The following is a 17,779-nucleotide window of genomic DNA, read 5'->3' as shown; positions in this document are numbered from 1 at the left end:
ATATTATAACTCCTAAATGGAGCGATTGTATGACAATATTAACTTAACAAAATCTCAAATATAAAAAGGAGGATAATTATGATAAAAAAATTTAAAAAAAATCCATATAAGCGGGCAATAGCTGCAGTGTGCATTATGATAGCTGTGTGTATAACCGGGGTAACCAATGCACCTATCAAAGCTGAAATTTTAAAGGGTGGAGGAGAATCCCAGGAAGAACAATGGGGCAATATAGATTATTTAAATATAGTGAAGAAATTTTTACCAGAAAACTCACAAATTATAACTTCCAGTAATGAAGATGGCAAAAAAACAGAAGAAGATAATATTTTGTTAAAGGATTTGGACAATGATGGTGAAAGTGAAATTATAACTGCTTATAAACCATCAGGACAACAAGCCAGTGTAGATGAAAAGATAAATTTACTGGTTCTTAAAAAAAGTGGAGAAAAGTGGTTTAAAGCTTTAGATGAATCTGGACAGGGTTTTAAATTGGATTTGGCATTAGCTGCAGATATAGATGTAGATGGAGAGGAAGAAGTGTTATTAAGTAGAAGAGTAGGAGGACAGTGGGGAAATCTTTTTGTATATGAATGGAATGACAATGTGCTAAATAAAGTTTCCAGTGATGATTTATATTATTCCAAGTTAGATATAGTAGGTGTTCCTGGGAAAGATAAAAAAGACATAGCTCTGTGGCAGCATGATACAGGAGATGCTTATATGATAGATATTTTAAGGTGGAATGGAAAGACCTTTGTTTCAGAAAAAATTGATTTTCCCGATTATTTTAAACAGTCAGTGGTACCTTATTATGAGCAAAAGGTAAAGGAAATGCCAGGAGCTGGCTTTTATTGGTATTACCTGGCAGAAGCACAATTAAAGTCAGATGATAAAAAGGCAGCTCTAAAGTCCGCAGAAAAGGGATTAAAGTTAGATACAGGATATCCTTCAAAAGAATATTTTAATGAGATTAAGGAAAAGGCTTCTAAATAAGTAGATATTAAATTTAATAACACTCTTTTATTATATAACAACTATTTTGTATACTTTTAGCTTCTTTTTTTATAAATGCCGCTTTTTCTGCAATCTCCTCAATATTGGAGAAAATGTTTATATTGCCATAAAGGCCTGCAATAGACAGGGAGGGAAGTGTAAATATATCTTTATTTCCTTTCCTATCTACATGTTTAATGTATCCGTTGGACTTATCTTTTTCATTTAAAAAATTCAATATTCCCATATCAAATTTTTTAATAATATTCTGGCATAATTTAGAACAGCTGTTAAGAGAATTTTCTACTATAGAGAAAAAATCATCTCCTCCAATATGTCCTATAAAACTGTTGTAGGGAAATAGACCTCCTATTTCAGATTTTATTATCTCAGATGTAAATTTTATTACCTTGTCTCCATTTTCAAATCCGTAGGTATCGTTATAGACTTTAAAATTATCTAAATCAAAATATAAAATACAGCATCTTTTATTAAAAGAAAGAATATCCCTAAGTTTATTTTCTATAATTGAGTTACCAGGTAGTTCTGTTAGAGGGTTAAGTTGTTTTGCGTAATTGTATTCCAGCATTGTAGTATAATTCAAAAGTGTTTTTATGGTTGCAATTCCATAATACTGGTTATTTTTGGTTACAATAATATAGTCATATATATTGTCAATTTTTCGTTCCATTGCAATTTTAGAAACCTGGTTTACAGGGGTATAGTAATCAACTATTATAGGGTTTGAATCCATAACTAAAGATACTGAACGTTTGGAAAAAATAGCAGCGCCATATTGAGTTGCAAATACTGAATCTAGAGAATGTTTCATTATAAGCCCTACAGGAAATTTGTTATTTACAATGCAGATTCCGGTTATATTGGTGTTTTTGTTGAAATATTCCTTTATAATTTTACAGGTAGTATTTATATTAAAAGATTTATCTAAACGTGCAATTTTCCCTATGTAATTATTAGAAGAGGAAATAAATCTGGCATTTTTCATTTTGTGGCAGGATGAGATGGCATCTTTTACACGATTAGGTATATCTAAAAATGTTCCAGCAGGTGGATTGATAAAATAACCTTGTCCTCCATAAACTCCAAGGTTAATTAAAGTCTCAAGTTCCTTTTCATTTTCTATACCTTCTGCAATTAGTTTCATATTGGTGACTTCAGATAGTCTTACAAAACATTCTATTAATGCCTGTTTAAAAGTATCTTTATGGATATCTCTAATTAAATCCATGTCAATTTTTATATAATGGGGTTTTATTTCAGCCAGCATTTTGAGTCCTGAATAACCTGAACCAGTATCATCAATGGCAATTTTATACCCTTGTTCTATATAGTTATTTAGTACAGCCCTAAAATTTTTGTAGTCTTCTGTAGTCTTCTATGGATGTTTTTTCGGTTATTTCAAATATTATTGCTTCTGAAGATATATTATGTTGGGTCAGAAATTCTTTTGTAAATCCTCGTTTGAATTTTTCATCTTTAAAAATATAAGGATCTACATTTATAAAGAGAAATTTGTCCTCTGGAATATTCCATGCCCTTTCAATAGCTTTTGTGCGGCATAAAAGTTCTAGATCCCAGGTTCTGTTATAGAGCTTTGCGGTGGAAAACAGGTTGTCAGGGCTTTGTAGTGGAGAATTTTCAGGTCCTCTGCTCAGTGCCTCATATCCTATAATGTTTCCATCTGCTAAAGATACAATAGGTTGATATACAGTAGATATATCTTCATTTTCAATTATTTTTAACAATTCATGAAACTCCTTATTATGGAGATTATTTAATGATTTATATAACATTATATGTGCCTCCAAATTATTATACAATTAAAAAGGTGGAAAATAGTATACTTACAGCATAAGTATACCATCTATTATTGCTAATCATGTAAATTATATGTTAAAACATTTTAACATGATTAAAATGTAAAGTTATAAATAATTATGTCGAAAAGTACTATATTAAAATTAAATATTAAATGGCTCTAAAATATTAATTGGAGGTGAAATAAATTGATAAAAATAAAAAGTATTAGGACAAGGACTATTATAACTATTCTTCCTGTTACAATAATGGTATTAGTTATATTATCTGTTTTGAGTTATTATACTGGAAGAAAAATTATAAGTGAGCAAATTGATAGAGAAATATCCTACAAAATAAATGAATTAAAATTATCAGTCAATAACAAAATTATTTCCCACAGTAGAATTGCTGAAATTTTAGCAAGAACTGTTGAAGTTTCAGGAAATACCATGTCTCAAGATGAATACAAAAATTTAGTACAAAAATATGCTGCAGTTAATGAAGATACTTTTGGAGTGGGAGTATGGTTTGAGCCTTATAAATATAAAGATAATATAAAATTTTTTGGTCCTTATGCATATAAAGATAATAGTAAAGTTGTGTATACAGAAAATTACATGAAAGAGGATTATAATTATCTTTCACAGGATTGGTATAAGGTAGGAAAGACTACAAAGGATAAAGTAAGTTGGACTCCGCCCTTTTATGATGATAATACTAAAATTACTATGGCAACTGTCTCTACACCATTCTTTGATGAAAAGGGAAATTTTCAGGGAGAAACCAATGCAGATATTGATTTGAGCAATTTAGAAAAAATGATAGACGAAGTTAAATTTGGTCAGTCAGGAAAAGTTTTTTTAACTACAGATAGTGGCTTGTATATTGCTGGGGTAGAACGAAAAAAAGTGATGAAATCTAAAATAACAGACAACCCTGATTTTTCAAGCATTAGCAAGGATATATTAAGCGGAAAAAGTGGAAAAGGCATTTATATGGACGGAAGTGATAAGAGAATCATTTATCATACACCTATAGTTTCAACAAATTGGATATTGGGTATTACTGTTTCAGAAAAAGAATTATACAGTCCGCTAAACAGTTTAATAAGCACCCTTGCTATACTTAGTGTACTTTTAATAGTAATAATCACTGTTGTCATATCTTTCTATAGCAGCTATATTACAAAGAATATAAGCCAGGTTACTAAATTGACTTCTGTTATTTGCGATGGGGATTTAACCCATATCTTGGATGTAAATTCTGAGGATGAGATGGGCCATATGGCTAAAGATTTAAATAAAATGTCATTAAATTTGAAAACAATTTTTCAGTCTATAATAAATAACCTTGATCATATTGTAGGCACTTCTGAAGAACTCACTGCAAGTGCACAGCAAACCCAGACTGCGGCTGAGCAGGTAGCTGTATCAATGCAGGAAGTGTCCCAACATATTGGGCTGCAAACTAAAGAAACTGGAGATGTATCTGAATCAGTTGAGCAAATCCATGAAGGTATAAAAGATATAAAAGAAAATGTAAATTTAACCACCGAATTATCTTTTGATTCTACAAAAATAGCTGAAAAAGGAAGTAATATAATAAATGATGCTATGAATCAAATGGAGAATATAAGTTTACAGGTTTCAGAATCCACACATATCGTAAATGTGTTAGGTGAAAAGTCTAAAGAAATAGATAGTATCATTACTATAATAGATGACATATCTGAACAAACAAACCTTCTTGCCTTAAATGCTGCAATAGAAGCGGCTAGAGCAGGAGAACAGGGGAAAGGGTTTGCTGTAGTTGCGGAGGAGGTTAAAAAATTAGCAGAACAATCAGGAAATGCAGCAGGAAAAATCAGCATTCTCATAAAGGAGATACAAGAACATATAAAAAGTGCAATAGAAGCCATGAATATGGGAAACACATCAGTGGACATGGGAAAAAATAGAGTGAGTGAGGCTAGTAATTCATTTAAAACTATAGCAGATTCTGTTAAAAAGGTTTCGCAGCAAATGGCACAAATAGAAGAGGTTATTGGAGGGTTGTATGGACATTCTGATAATATGGTGAAGGGAATACAAAATATTTCCAATATTTCTACTAAATCTTCTAATTATATTGAAAATGTGGCAGCAGCTTCAGAAGAACAGACTGCTCTTATGAAACAGGTGGCAGATGCCGCCCAATCGTTAACAGAAATAGTAATAGAATTGCAAAATAAAATATCTCAATATAAGATTGGATGAAATATGATATATTGATATTATGTAGTAAGTATTTAGGGTGAAGAAGGTGCAGTAAGTGATAGATATTAATTGGAAACCAGATAAGAATTCGCCTAAAACTTTATATATGCAAATTGTAGATTATATAATCGAGGAAATATCAAGGGGTAATTTTGCCATAGGTACTAAAATTCCTTCTCAGAGAAAACTTGCAGAAATATTTGAAGTAAACAGGAGTACCATAGTTGAAGCTTTAGATGAGCTAAAAAGCAGAGGACTTATTGAAGGTAATAAAGGAGGAGGTACTACAATAGTAAATAATACATGGTCCCTACTTTCCTCAAAACCAGAATTGAATTGGAAGAATTATATTGAAGGAAGTATCCATAAGCCTAATCTCAGCACTATTCAAATGGTTAATAAGCTGGAGTATGAAGAAAATATAATCAGACTTGGAAGCGGGGAACCAGGCCCTGATTTGTTTCCAAGGCATATGATGGATAAAGTTTTAAGTAGATGTTTAAATAAAATTACTTCTTTGGGGTATCTTGAGGCAAAAGGGTTGTTGGAATTAAGGATTTTAATTAGTAAGTACATAAAAAAATATGGCATACAAGTACCACCTTCTTCCATACTCATTGTCTCTGGAGCACTTCAAGCTCTTCAACTTATATCACTTGCTCTTTTACCTCCAGGAGCTAGAATATTGGTAGAGGATCCATCCTATTTAAAATCTTTGCACATATTTCAGTCTTTTGGAATGAATATGACCGGTTTGAAAATGGATGATGAAGGGATTATTCCTGAAGAAATACAAAAAAATTGCGGAAAAAATGCTACTAAAATGTTATATACTATCCCTACATTTCATAATCCTACAGGGATTGTGAGCAGTGAAAATAGACGTGTGAAAATTCTAAAATGTTGTGGAGAGCTAAGAATTCCTATTGTAGAAGATGATGTATATAGAGAACTTTGGATAGAAAAGTCGCCTCCATTGCCGCTTAAAAGTAGAGATAAAAATGGAAATGTACTCTATCTTGGAAGTATTTCAAAATGTCTTGCTCCAGGCTTTAGAATTGGATGGATTGTAGGCCCGGAAAGTGTTATAGAGAGGCTGTCGGATATAAAAATGCAGACTGATTATGGTTCCAGTTCCATATCTCAGATACTGCTAATGGAGTGGATAAGTAGTGGATTATATGAAGAACATCTTAAAGAATTTAGGAAAAAGCTTAAATTTCGCAGGGATAAAACTATAGAAATTTTAGAGGATAACTTTAAAGACTTAGCTTCATGGAATATCCCCCAGGGTGGATTTTACATATGGGTTAAATTAAATTCCACTATATCTATAGATAAATTATTCAAAGAATCTATAAAGGAAAAAATTCTTATTAATCCTGGGAGCATGTATGGTTTTTCTAACAATCAAAATTTGAGAATATCTTATTCCTATGCTTCAATTGACCAAATGGAAAAGGGACTTGAAAAACTATCTTACATAATTAGAAGATTAGAAAAAAAACAAAAGGGTTGTTAAATCACATATTTTAAGGTTTAACAACTCTTTTTGTGCATTTGGTTGGTATAAGTTTTATTCCTTTGGATGGACATAATTGATATTATTACTATTATAATTACACTATGCCTATTAGGACATTAAAAATTCATTCAACAAGGGGAAAATAACTATGATGAAATATTTAATACAAGGATTTATACTTGGCGTCAGCTATGTGGCACCTATAGGAATGCAAAATTTATATGTAATAAATGCAGCTGTAGCTATGAGTAGAGGGAGAGCTTATGAAACAGCATTTATAACTATATTTTTTGACATAACCCTGTCTATTGCAAGTTTTTTTGGAATAGGATTGCTTATAGATAATTTTTATTTTTTAAAACTTATAATCTTCTTTTTGGGAAGCATTGTGGTTATCTATATAGGAATATCACTGATTAAATCCAAGCCTCAACTTTCAAGGAACAATATGGACATAGATATTACTTTATATAAATTGGCAGCAGGCTGTTTTACAGTAACCTGGCTTAATCCGCAGGCTATAATAGATGGATCTCTTCTTCTTGGAGGCTTCAGGGCATCCATGTCCTTATATGCCTGTAAATTTTTTATTGCAGGGGTATGTATGGCGTCTTTTATATGGTTTATTTTTCTTGCTACAGTTTTTTTGGTTTTCAAAAATAGTTTTAATGAAAATATACTGGGAAAAATAAATATAATTTGTGGCAGCGTATTGATTTTTTATGGAGCAAAATTGGGATATAATTTTTTAAAACTTATATTTTATTCATAGGTATGAGTATATTTAGATGAATAACTGCATATCAGAGTTAACAGCATCTTTTAAATAATCTTTTGCTTCTATTATTTCAACATCAGGAAGGAGTTCTTCTTTTTTAAATCCCATAATTTCTACTGAAAGTTTACAGCCATAAAATTTCACTCCTTTTTTTATGGCTCCTTTTAAAAAGGCTGTGATGCTTGGAGTATCCTCTTCTTTCATCATGGCTTTAAGCATTTCCTTGCCTATACCGCTGAAATTCATTTTAGATAATGGAAGCTCTTCAATGCCCTTTGGAGTCATCATGGAAAACATTTTTTCATAAACAGTTTTGTTATCATAGGGAGGGGCTTTAGGATCACGTACCAGGAGAAGTCCCCAGAAACCAAAAAATATTGATACCTCTATATTTATTTCTTTAGCCGCATTAGCTATAATCAGTCCTGCAAGAGCTTTGTCATAATCTCCACTAAATATAAGCAGATTTAACTTTTTATTCAAATAAAACACTCCTTAATCTTTATAGAATATAATGATTTGTACATCGGATAAAATTAGTTTGACTTTTATAAAAAAAATTATTCAAAAATAATTTATATAATTGTCTTATTGGCTATATATTGCATAATATTTAGTTTTCTAATATTATTATAGAAAAGTGTAAATATTATTTATGGAGGTGATTTCTTGAGTGTAAAAGGATTTTATTTATTGCCCCATCCCCCTATTGTGATTCCAGAGATAGGAAAAGGGCAGGAAAAAAAGATTAGTAGTACCGGCGATAGTTTTCATGTAATAGGAAAAGAGATTGCAAGAAAGGCTCCGGATACCATTATACTTGTTACTCCCCATGGTGTAATGTTTAAAGATGCTATTTCACTAAGCTATGAAAATGAAATAGCAGGGGATTTGGGGAATTTCGGTGTATCAGGTATTTCTATGAAGTTACAAATCCATAAATCCCTTACCAGTAAAATATATGAACTTGCATATAAAGTTCATATACCTGTTGTGATGGCCACCAATTCTCTTTTAAGTAGATATAATACTTCTGTTTATTTAGATCATGGAGCTATGGTTCCTCTGTATTTTATTGATAAATACTACAATGGTTACAAGATTGTACACATAACTTATGCACCTTTAGATGATATTAATTTGTATAAATTTGGTATATGTATAAGTAAAGCAGTAGAAGAGTTGGGAGAAGAAGTTGTATTTATAGCAAGTGGGGACTTATCCCATAAATTAAAAGAAGAAGGACCTTATGGATACAGTCCTTTTGGGGAAAAGTTTGATAGGGAATTTCTTGAAAATTTAAAAGATGGAGATGTAAAGGGTATCTTTAATATGGATAAGGATGGTGTAGGTAATGCTGCAGAATGTGGAAGAAATTCAGTTTTAACCTTACTGGGAGCTTTAGATAAGATTAAATTCAGTGGGGAGCTTTTAAGTTATGAGGGGACTTTTGGAGTGGGTTATGGAGTAATGAAATTCAACCTATTAAAAGAGGATACCTCAAAATTAAAGCAGATGGAATTACTTCAAAGTAATGCTGCAAAAAAGAGAAAAGAGGAAAGCAATCCCTATGTGAGACTTGCAAGGGAAAGTGTTGAGTTCTATTTAAATAAGGGAAGAATGCTTAAGAAGATTCCGGACTATATAACAGATGAAATGATAAGTATTAAAAGAGGAGTATTTGTGTCCTTAAAAAAATATGGGGATTTAAGAGGATGTATAGGTACAATATTCCCTGTTACAGATAACTTGGCAGAAGAGATTATACGCAATGCTGTTGAAGCGGCTTTCAATGATCCAAGATTTTATGAAGTGGAGAAAAAAGAGCTTTTAGATATTGTATTTTCAGTGGATGTTTTAACAGAACCTGAAACCTGTTGCAGGGAACAATTGGATCCTGAGAAGTATGGTGTTATTGTGAGAAAAGGTAGAAAAACAGGATTGTTACTTCCCAATTTAGAAGGGGTGGATACAGTGGAAAAACAGCTTTCAATTGCTCTGGAAAAGGCAGGTATAAAACCTGATGAAGAATATAAAATAGAAAGATTTAAAGTGGTTCGTTATAAAGAACATTGAGAAAAAGGTGATGTTATGAAGGTAGAAGCTTCATTTTATGAAAAATTTAAAGATAAGGTTCACTGCTTTTTATGTCCCCACAATTGTATAATTGAAGATGGGTGTTTTGGAAAGTGTGATGTGAGAATACATGAGGGAGGAAAACTTTTTACTGTAAATTATGGGGAAGTTACCGCTGGGGCACTGGATCCCATAGAGAAAAAACCTCTTCATTATTTTAAACCACACAGTTATATTTTTTCAGTAGGGAGCTTTGGATGTAATTTCACTTGTAATTTTTGCCAAAATTATACTATAGCCCAGTTTAGAGCTAAGAGTGAGTTTATGTCTAAAAATAATTTAATAGATACTGCAGTGAATTTAAAGAATAATATAGGAATAGCTTTTACTTATAATGAACCTACAATATGGTATGAATATGTATATGATTGTGCCAGACTAGTAAAAGAAAAAAAGCCTTATTTGAAGGTAGTTCTTGTTACTAATGGCTATATAAAGGAAGAACCTTTAGATAAGCTTCTTCCCTATGTAGATGCTATGAATATTGATTTGAAAAGTTTCAATGAAAGTTATTATAAAAATCTCTGTGGAGGAAGTTTAAAGCCCATACTAAAAACCATTAAAAAAGCTGCAGAAGTTTGTCATGTGGAAATTACCACACTTTTAGTAAGTGGAAAAAATGATAATTTAAAGGAAGTGGAAGATATTTCAAAGTTCTTAAGTTCTATAGATAATAATATTCCACTGCACCTTTCAAGATATTTTCCAAGGTATAAACTTAAAAATCCCCCTACAGATATAAATTTCATGAAAAAAGCAGAAGCAGTAGGGAGAAAATATTTAAATAGAGTAATTTTAGGAAATATCTATTAATGCTCTAGTGACTTTATGGCAGCAGGAAACCTTCTGTATATGTATTTAAGTACTATAACTTTAACAATATATAGTATTATTCCTACAGGAAGCCATATCAGTCCATAATGAATTCCCTGTTGTATATATGAGTGTAAAAATTCCATGTTGTTTATTCCTTTTAGACTTATGGCTCTTAAGGGATCTGCTGTGTATATAATAGGCCATATAGCCTTAACAATATGACTAAATCCGCCGGGCATCATATACTCAGGCCAGCTATAGCCTGCGGTGAGAAATGTGGGAACAGATAAACACATGGAGAATCTGGTAAAGTATGAAATCTTATTGAAGATAATGGATAGTATGAAAGATACTGCAGTAAGATTTATAATAAATATGGTTATTAATTTGAGGTAATTTACTATAGTTCCTCTGAGAGGCATATTAAAATACTTTCCAGTACAATATAAACTGGCGGTAAAGCCTATGTAGGCACATAATACACATAAAAAAATTCTCAAACATAGAAATGCCAACTTTTTTATTCCCTTTTTTGAATGCATTTTAACTTTTATTATATTGGATTTTTCTGTAATTAAAATAGGTGTTATTACAGCTAAATAACTTTGTTGAGCCACCACAGCTATAAGACCATAAATTAAATACTTGCCATAGCAAAGCTGGGGATCATATAATATGCGTTCAATAAAAGATAAAGAACTCATTGATTGCTGTGCCACATAAGGCATCATGTTATTGCTTTGCAGAACATTGAGCTGGATTTTTGCATTTAAAGTATTTAATATAGCACTTCCGTAAGATAGTGCATTATTTCCTATAACTATATTGGTTTCATCCACTAACAGTATAGTTTTTGGAGCCTTCATTTCAGATACATCTTTGCCAAATTTCTTTGGTATTATAATAGCTGCTTTTATTTTTCCGGATTTTAGTTTTTCATTAATATCTTCATAGGATTGAGCATAATAATTCACTTTAAATCCTGGATGAGTTTTAAATTGCGTTACAATACTTCGGGAGGTGGAGGAATTATCTAAATCTAAAACACCAAAAGGTATTTGTTCAACAAATACTTTGCTAAATACTAAACAGAAAACACAGGTAAAAAAAATAGGTGTTATTATAATAATTGCAGCATTTTTTATTCTTTCTGCTGTATCTTTAATGGAGCTTTTTTTAATCATGCCTTTACCACCTCTCCAGTATTTGGGGATTTATTTTTATTGTCTTTAGTATTGGTAATTACTTTTTTGATTCTTTTCTTCATGTAGAATATTGCCAAAGAAAATAACCACATAGAAAGTGTAAACTTCACAAACCAAATTATTTCTGGGACAATATACTTCATTTCTATGCCCACAAGAAATAGTCTTCTCATAGGATCTGCATAATGCACAAAGGGAAGTATGGCTGATAAATCCTGAAAAAATTTGGGCATTGCAAGCAGTGGAAAAGTATATCCTCCAAGTACACTTGTAGGCAGTACTGTTACTGCACTAACTTGTATTGAAAACAGCTCTTGTGTTATGATGAGCCTTACCAAAACTCCATAACTTGCTATTGCAATAGAAAATAATGTGGTTAGTATAATAACTTCTTTAGGTGTACCTCTAAAGGGAACTCCAAAATATTTCACCTGGATCCATAAAGTTAACAGGGTGGAAGCTGTACCTGCCAAACCTGCTAAAATAGATTTAATCCATATAGATAAATAGTATTTTTCTTTTTTTGGAATAACTGCTCCAAGCATTACAATACATACTTGAGTAATAGAAATTAGCATTCCTATATTTAAAAAGTTACTGTAATTTCTAGCAGGGTTATTCAAAATTCTATAGTTAAAATACATAGGCAGCATATAATTTCTGGATACTTCAGGCATTATTCCAAGCTTTCCCTGCATAGTTTCCTGTATGTACGCTGTTTTTATAGACAAAAGTATTTCATCCATTCTAGACTTAGCAGCACTGGTAATTGACATCTGTGAGCCATCATAAAATACCAGAACTTTAGGAGCATTTCCTTCTGTTAAGTCTTTTGAAAAAGATTGGGGAATGATAACCCCCACTGAGGCTTTGCCTTTTTCTATTGAAGTCTTAACATCATAATCATTCTCACCATAATTATTTACATTAAATATTTCATTGTATTTTATTTCTTTGATAAGCATCTGACTGTAGGAAGAATTATCATGGTCTACAATTATGGTTGGAATATTTTTAATTTCGCCTTCATGCATTTCATTGCCTAAAATGAAACTGCAGGTGATGGGAATTATAAATATAAAGAAAATAAAGATGAAAACCCCTTTTAATTTTAAAACTATTTTCATAAAATTAAATATTTTATCTTTCATAATAGGTTAATCACTTCACTTTCCAAAATCAACAAAGGCTGTCATACCTTGATAAAGGGTTTTGTTTACAGATGTTAATTCAACTTTCACCCCATAGGATAATACATCAAAATCTCCATTGTCATTTGTAGCTCTTTTAACTGCAAAGTCGGGTTTTTCATTTATTTTTACTACTTTGCCTTTAAATTTTTGTTTAGGGTAAGCTGAAAGTTTTACTGAAACGGTTTGATTTAATTTTACCTTTGAAAGATCTGTTTCTTTCACATTGCATTCAATCCATGGAGTAGTTGTACTTGTTATCACAAGAAGAGGCATACCTGTGGACACCAGTTCACCCACTTCCACATTTCGCTGATTTACAATTCCATCTGCAGGTGCTGTAATTGTAGTATCTGTTATATAACTTTGTACTTCACTTTTTCCTCCCTGGGCTTGTTTAATTTGAGCCTGATATGCTTGTATTGTTGCATCTGCCTGACTTACCTGTGCCTGTAATGCTGCTATATCTTCAGTTCTTGCTCCTTCTTTAACAATATTATATTGATTTTCTGCTACATTCATAGATGTCTCTGATTTGTCTAAGTTTTCTTTAGTTGTATAACCCTGTTGAAATAATGTATTTATTCTGTCATATGTAGATTTAGCCAAATCGTATTGGGACTTAGCTGAAGCAATTTCATCTGGTCTTGATCCATTTTGAGCCTCCGAAAGTTTAGCTTGAGCTGCTTCTTTTGCTGCCTGGGCTGCTTTCATTTGTCCGGTAGCTGCTTCAATTTCAGCTTGGGATTGGGCTTCTTTTGCAATTAATGAACTATTATCTATAGTTATTAGAACTTGTCCACTTTTTATGCTGTCGCCTTCATCTACTTTTATAGCTGTTATTTTTCCTGCAACTTTAGAGTTTATATTTATTTCCTTGGTTTCTATATTTCCTTGAACAATTAAATTAGAATTACTTTTCTGCGTTAAATCATCTCCAGTTAATACAGCTATATTACTGCATCCTGTAAAAAAACTTATTATTATAATCAGGAATGTGAAAACTAAACTTCCTTTTTTCATAGAAAAACCTAGTTACCTAAGTTTTGTACCAACATAAAACAGCATCTTGCATAATTAATCCAGTAAAATCATGTATATATTTTCTATATTTATCCTGTTTTTAAATATACTCTTGATGGCTTAATATGGTAATTTAAAAAGCACATTGATTATTAATGGTAAAATTGATTGTTTTACCATTAATGGATTATATTATAGTAAAGTAATTTTCAGATATTAAAACGTATTTGTTCATATTGAGATCTACAGAGTGCATAGGCAATAATCTTGGAAAGCCTGGTAAGTGAAGGAATATTTACTTCTATTTTATCAACAGTTCGTTTTACAAAGCATTTTATATTCCCTATTTTCTTTACCAGAACCCTGACCCCTGCATCCTTTAATTCAGTATTATGCAATGTTGTTGCTTTAAACCAAACTATAAGATTATGAGTGAAAAAAACAAGCCAGAGAAATCCGTATATGCCATAGAAGGAAGTAGTTCTAAGATTTTTAATGCTGTATACATTTTTAATCATCTTAAAGAATGCTTCAATTGTTTGACGCTTGTTATAAAAGTGAAATAACTCAACTGCATCCATATCTTTTACAGCAATATTGGTGACAAGCATTGAATATTTTAATTTACCACTTTTAGTGAGAATTTGAACTATTATGATTCTCAGTCCGTCAATATTAGGGAACTCATGAACCCATGCGGATTCATCTGCCTGAGTATATTCATAATATGGTATTTCCTTAGCAAGATTTTTGGCTTTTACAGTAGAATAACCTTTGGTAACAAACTTTAAATTGGGTATGGATTTCATTAGTTCAATTATATCTGCAGAACCATATCCACTGTCTGAACGTATGATTAAACTGCCATTTTTTAATGCATCATTATATTTTGATAATGTAGATTTCAGCAAATCTTTAAAGTGATCTTGACAATGCATATTACCCGAATCAAGATACATGGCAACTGTTTCAGAATGTTCACCTGCAAATGCTGCTGACATCTGGTACCCGGATTGATTTTTCTTCTTTGAGAAGTATCCCTTTGATGCTGATTCATAAGATTTACCATTTGCAATTAATCCAGTTTGATCAAAGTCTATCACTACTTCTTTTTCAGTAAAAGCTGAGCTGCTGTTTTGAATAAAAAGCTTATGATGTATATTTTCAAACTGGGATATGGAATCAGAATCAAAACGGTTTAAAACCTTGTTGAGCTGTGATTGATCAGGGAAACTGTCCATATTGAATAAATTTGCAGATAATTTTTCCGAACCAAGCTTTTCGTTAATGTCTTTCATAAATTCACAGCCCACAGCTATGGACATTATTATGGTAACAAGTTTCTGATAAACTGAAAATTTTACTTTTTTCATCTTTAGTTTAAAGGTTTCTAAAGGCTTGAAAAATTCAAGCTTAAGTCCATATTGCAGAACTGAAACGAGCCAAATGGAAGTAGTTTCTTCTTTACAGTCATTACGAGAAAATGTTATCTTGTTCATATAGGATAATACCACCTTTCATGATTGTTTTATATAAGAATTTATTTCTTTAAGGTGTGCTATTATCCTTTAGTTACTTTTTGGATATAATACCATGGGAATTTATTCATATCGGTCAATTTTCGTTTGTACGAAAGTTAGGTAGTTAAGAAAACTTAGACAAACTTAACCTCTCCTTCCTTCACTTACTTTTTAGTATTCTAAGTTTTTAAAACCAATATGTTTCCTTTTATTGTATCAATTACCTTTTTTATCAATAACAAAACTAAATTGATTATTATTAGTCATTTCTGACCGCTCTCACTTTCGTGGAAATTTTCTTCTTGCCAATGACATTATAGAAGTATGTTTGATTAGGTGTTTGACCACATGACATTAGTAGTCGGTCATCCTTCCTCACTCATAGAGCCTTAAACTGAAGAATACATTCAAGGGTATGTTTTTAACTTTCTATAAAATCGTAGTTCATCATGCTGGATTATTTCCATAATCCTACATTCACTAAAGCTTGAAAAGATCAAATAGTTAATTGTACACTAGATAAAAATGTCCACTAATATACAACTTTGTCTAATTATTTAGCAACTATTTGAAGTTCCTAAATGAGAATTATAAGTGGCGACCATTCGGTCAGTCTAGTAGATTATACTATTATGTTATTTATATTGTCAATACTACAAAACTTTTTCATAAATGTTATAATTGATATTGAAGAAATTACATAATTTGATATATGTTACTTAAGTCTTATCAATTATAAAATTAGGAGTGATAACCTTGCCTAGTAAAACCTTTTTTAATTTGCCAGAAGAAAGGCAGGAAGAAATTATACAGGTAGCTATTAAGGAATTTGCAAATCAGGATTTTGAGTCATCTTCTTTAAATAGGATCATAAACCAACTGAAAATTGCCAAGGGGAGTTTCTACAGATATTTTAACAATAAAACGGATTTATATATATATCTTATTGATTATGCACTAAACAAGCAACTAGAATATGTAACCAATTTCAACCCGGAGGAGGAGGAATTGGATGCAATAACTCTTTCGAAAAAACTTGTAATTCATGTACTGCAGTTTGATTTCATGTATTACAATTATGCCAGCTTTCTTTTTTATGCCCGTAAAAACAGCCAATTCAAGGAATATTTGACTATGAATCGAAAAGAATTCATAGATATGCTCGATATACTGCAAAACAAAAAGTTAATACGTATGGATTTGGATAAAAACATCATGATATTTTATATATTCAGAAATATGGTACTTCTTAGGGATTTTATTATAGAAAAACTCAATATCCCAGAAACAGAATTTTTTAAAGGATATGAAGCATATAAAAAATATGAAAAATCTATAAATAAAATTACAGAAGAATATTGTGATTTATTGATAAATGGAATAAAACAAAGATGAAACATGTACAATATGATATAATTATAAATTGTAAATAGTGCATCGTGAATTGTAAATTGTGTACTGTGAATTGTAAATAAGGGGGGGAAGAAAATGAAAATACTAGCTTATAGTTATAGGGATGATGAAAAAATGTATTTTCAAGAATTTGGAAAAAAATATAATGTGGAAGTGGTATTGTGTGATGATGCTCCCTGTATGGAGAATGCAGAACTAGCCAGAGGGTTCCAATGTATAAGTATAGTTACTACTCCTGTTTCAGGAGAACTTGTAGAAAAATTTCATGAAATGGGAGTAAATTTTATATCTACAAGAACTATTGGATATGACCATATAGATATTGAAAAAGCCATACAGTTGAACATGCATATAGGAAATGTAACTTATTCTCCAAGTAGTGTAGCGGATCACACAGTTATGGTAATTTTGATGACAATACGGAAGATGAAAGCTATTATGCAATGTGCAAGTGTTCAGGATTATTCCTTAAAAGGTGTACAGGGCAGAGAACTTCATAATTTAACAGTAGGTGTTATTGGCACAGGGAAAATTGGACAGAGGGTAATTAAAAATTTAAGTGGATTTGGATGTAAAATAATAGCTTATAGTTCTCATGAAGATGAAGATGTGAAAAAATATGCTGAATATGTATCCTTGGAGAAACTTTTAAAAGACAGCCATATCATTACATTACATATTCCTGCCAGGAAAAATAATTATCACATTATTGATAAAGATTCTATAGATATGATGAAGGAAGGGGTATTTATTGTTAATACAGCCAGAGGCTCCCTTATTAATACAGAGGATTTAATAGAAGGTATTGAAAGGGGAAAAATTGCAGGAGTAGCTTTAGATGTTATCGAACAGGAATCAGATTTGTATTACAATGATCTAAAGTGTGAAATATTAAATAATAGACAGTTGGCAATTTTAAAATCCTATCCTAATGTAATTATTACTCCACATACCGCTTTTTATACGGATCAATCTGTAAGTGACATGGTAGAAAACTCTATTTTAAGTTGTACCTTATTTATGGAAGGAAAAGAAAATCCTTGGGAGGTTATATAAGGAGGATACAACCTCCTTTAATTTTAATATGTAAAAAAACAAAAA

Annotated in this window: 15 protein-coding genes; 8 read left to right on the top strand and 7 right to left on the bottom strand. The window is 31.2% G+C overall.

The window, feature by feature from the left end; translation table 11 throughout:
• Positions 1-78: 78 nt before the first annotated feature.
• Positions 79-996 (top strand): hypothetical protein, encoded by a 918-nt coding sequence (locus tag V7Q02_RS09350; RefSeq protein ID WP_333860742.1) that lies wholly within the window; start codon positions 79-81, stop codon positions 994-996.
• A gap of 13 nt (positions 997-1,009) precedes the next feature.
• Here the strand turns inward: V7Q02_RS09350 and V7Q02_RS09345 are convergent, their stop codons facing one another.
• Positions 1,010-2,320: a GGDEF domain-containing protein gene (locus tag V7Q02_RS09345; RefSeq protein ID WP_373844363.1), complete on the bottom strand. Its 1,311-nt coding sequence runs from the start codon at positions 2,318-2,320 to the stop codon at positions 1,010-1,012.
• Between the two features lie 43 nt (positions 2,321-2,363).
• A complete protein-coding gene (locus tag V7Q02_RS09340) occupies positions 2,364-2,810 on the bottom strand; it encodes an EAL domain-containing protein (RefSeq protein WP_333860741.1) in 447 nt (148 codons plus the stop codon).
• Positions 2,811-3,023: 213 nt separating this feature from the next.
• Between V7Q02_RS09340 and V7Q02_RS09335 the strand changes: the two genes are divergently transcribed.
• From V7Q02_RS09335 to V7Q02_RS09325, 3 genes are all read left to right on the top strand, one after another.
• Entirely contained in the window at positions 3,024-5,072 is a 2,049-nt protein-coding gene (locus V7Q02_RS09335; protein WP_333860740.1) for a methyl-accepting chemotaxis protein, read from the top strand.
• 55 nt (positions 5,073-5,127) lie between these two features.
• Entirely contained in the window at positions 5,128-6,594 is a 1,467-nt protein-coding gene (locus V7Q02_RS09330; RefSeq protein WP_333860739.1) for an aminotransferase-like domain-containing protein, read from the top strand.
• A gap of 151 nt (positions 6,595-6,745) precedes the next feature.
• Positions 6,746-7,369: a LysE/ArgO family amino acid transporter gene (locus V7Q02_RS09325; RefSeq protein ID WP_333860738.1), complete on the top strand. Its 624-nt coding sequence runs from the start codon at positions 6,746-6,748 to the stop codon at positions 7,367-7,369.
• 12 nt (positions 7,370-7,381) lie between these two features.
• Here V7Q02_RS09325 and V7Q02_RS09320 read toward each other — a convergent pair whose 3' ends face one another.
• Positions 7,382-7,858: a DsrE/DsrF/DrsH-like family protein gene (locus tag V7Q02_RS09320; RefSeq protein ID WP_333860737.1), complete on the bottom strand. Its 477-nt coding sequence runs from the start codon at positions 7,856-7,858 to the stop codon at positions 7,382-7,384.
• 186 nt (positions 7,859-8,044) lie between these two features.
• On the opposite strand from V7Q02_RS09320, the gene amrA reads away from it, so the two are divergent.
• Both amrA and amrS read left to right on the top strand, forming a co-directional pair.
• On the top strand, positions 8,045-9,451 hold the full coding sequence (amrA, locus tag V7Q02_RS09315; RefSeq protein WP_333860736.1) for an AmmeMemoRadiSam system protein A: 1,407 nt from the start codon (positions 8,045-8,047) through the stop codon (positions 9,449-9,451).
• Positions 9,452-9,466: 15 nt separating this feature from the next.
• The gene (gene amrS / locus V7Q02_RS09310) at positions 9,467-10,324 is read left to right on the top strand and encodes an AmmeMemoRadiSam system radical SAM enzyme (RefSeq protein WP_333860735.1); all 858 of its coding nucleotides are present in this window, start codon (positions 9,467-9,469) and stop codon (positions 10,322-10,324) included.
• Here the strand turns inward: amrS and V7Q02_RS09305 are convergent.
• From V7Q02_RS09305 to V7Q02_RS09290, 4 genes are all read right to left on the bottom strand, one after another.
• Positions 10,321-11,511 carry an ABC transporter permease gene (locus V7Q02_RS09305; RefSeq protein ID WP_333860734.1) on the bottom strand — a complete coding sequence of 397 codons (1,191 nt, stop codon included), beginning with the start codon at positions 11,509-11,511 and terminating at the stop codon, positions 10,321-10,323. The two genes, amrS and V7Q02_RS09305, sit on opposite strands and share 4 nt — an antisense overlap.
• Positions 11,508-12,659 (bottom strand): ABC transporter permease, encoded by a 1,152-nt coding sequence (locus tag V7Q02_RS09300; RefSeq protein WP_333860733.1) that lies wholly within the window; start codon positions 12,657-12,659, stop codon positions 11,508-11,510. The genes V7Q02_RS09305 and V7Q02_RS09300 overlap by 4 nt, the downstream gene beginning before the upstream one ends.
• A 39-nt stretch (positions 12,660-12,698) precedes the next feature.
• Positions 12,699-13,745, bottom strand: coding sequence for an HlyD family secretion protein (locus V7Q02_RS09295; RefSeq protein WP_333860732.1), 1,047 nt, complete (start codon positions 13,743-13,745; stop codon positions 12,699-12,701).
• A 209-nt stretch (positions 13,746-13,954) separates the two neighbouring features.
• Positions 13,955-15,244 carry a transposase gene (locus V7Q02_RS09290; RefSeq protein ID WP_333860731.1) on the bottom strand — a complete coding sequence of 430 codons (1,290 nt, stop codon included), beginning with the start codon at positions 15,242-15,244 and terminating at the stop codon, positions 13,955-13,957.
• A gap of 777 nt (positions 15,245-16,021) precedes the next feature.
• On the opposite strand from V7Q02_RS09290, the gene V7Q02_RS09285 reads away from it, so the two are divergent.
• A complete protein-coding gene (locus V7Q02_RS09285) occupies positions 16,022-16,660 on the top strand; it encodes a TetR/AcrR family transcriptional regulator (protein WP_333860730.1) in 639 nt (212 codons plus the stop codon).
• Between the two features lie 93 nt (positions 16,661-16,753).
• Positions 16,754-17,734, top strand: coding sequence for a D-isomer specific 2-hydroxyacid dehydrogenase family protein (locus V7Q02_RS09280; protein ID WP_333860729.1), 981 nt, complete (start codon positions 16,754-16,756; stop codon positions 17,732-17,734).
• The last annotated feature ends 45 nt before the right edge of the window (positions 17,735-17,779 follow it).

Source organism: Clostridium sp. (assembly GCF_036781005.1).
Classification (GTDB): domain Bacteria; phylum Bacillota; class Clostridia; order Clostridiales; family Clostridiaceae; genus Clostridium_B.
The sequence above is the reverse complement of the archived record's forward strand: the minus strand, read 5'-3'. Positions and strand labels throughout refer to the sequence as shown.

What these genes read in the sequence shown, in the direction of transcription:
- V7Q02_RS09350 (WP_333860742.1), top strand. Translation starts at nt 79, where the DNA reads ATGATAAAAAAATTTAAAAAAAATCCATATAAGCGGGCAATAGCTGCA.
- V7Q02_RS09340 (WP_333860741.1), bottom strand. Translation starts at nt 2,810, where the DNA reads ATGTTATATAAATCATTAAATAATCTCCATAATAAGGAGTTTCATGAA.
- V7Q02_RS09325 (WP_333860738.1), top strand. Translation starts at nt 6,746, where the DNA reads ATGATGAAATATTTAATACAAGGATTTATACTTGGCGTCAGCTATGTG.
- amrS (WP_333860735.1), top strand. Translation starts at nt 9,467, where the DNA reads ATGAAGGTAGAAGCTTCATTTTATGAAAAATTTAAAGATAAGGTTCAC.
- V7Q02_RS09305 (WP_333860734.1), bottom strand. Translation starts at nt 11,511, where the DNA reads ATGATTAAAAAAAGCTCCATTAAAGATACAGCAGAAAGAATAAAAAAT.
- V7Q02_RS09300 (WP_333860733.1), bottom strand. Translation starts at nt 12,659, where the DNA reads ATGAAAATAGTTTTAAAATTAAAAGGGGTTTTCATCTTTATTTTCTTT.
- V7Q02_RS09295 (WP_333860732.1), bottom strand. Translation starts at nt 13,745, where the DNA reads ATGAAAAAAGGAAGTTTAGTTTTCACATTCCTGATTATAATAATAAGT.
- V7Q02_RS09290 (WP_333860731.1), bottom strand. Translation starts at nt 15,244, where the DNA reads ATGAACAAGATAACATTTTCTCGTAATGACTGTAAAGAAGAAACTACT.
- V7Q02_RS09280 (WP_333860729.1), top strand. Translation starts at nt 16,754, where the DNA reads ATGAAAATACTAGCTTATAGTTATAGGGATGATGAAAAAATGTATTTT.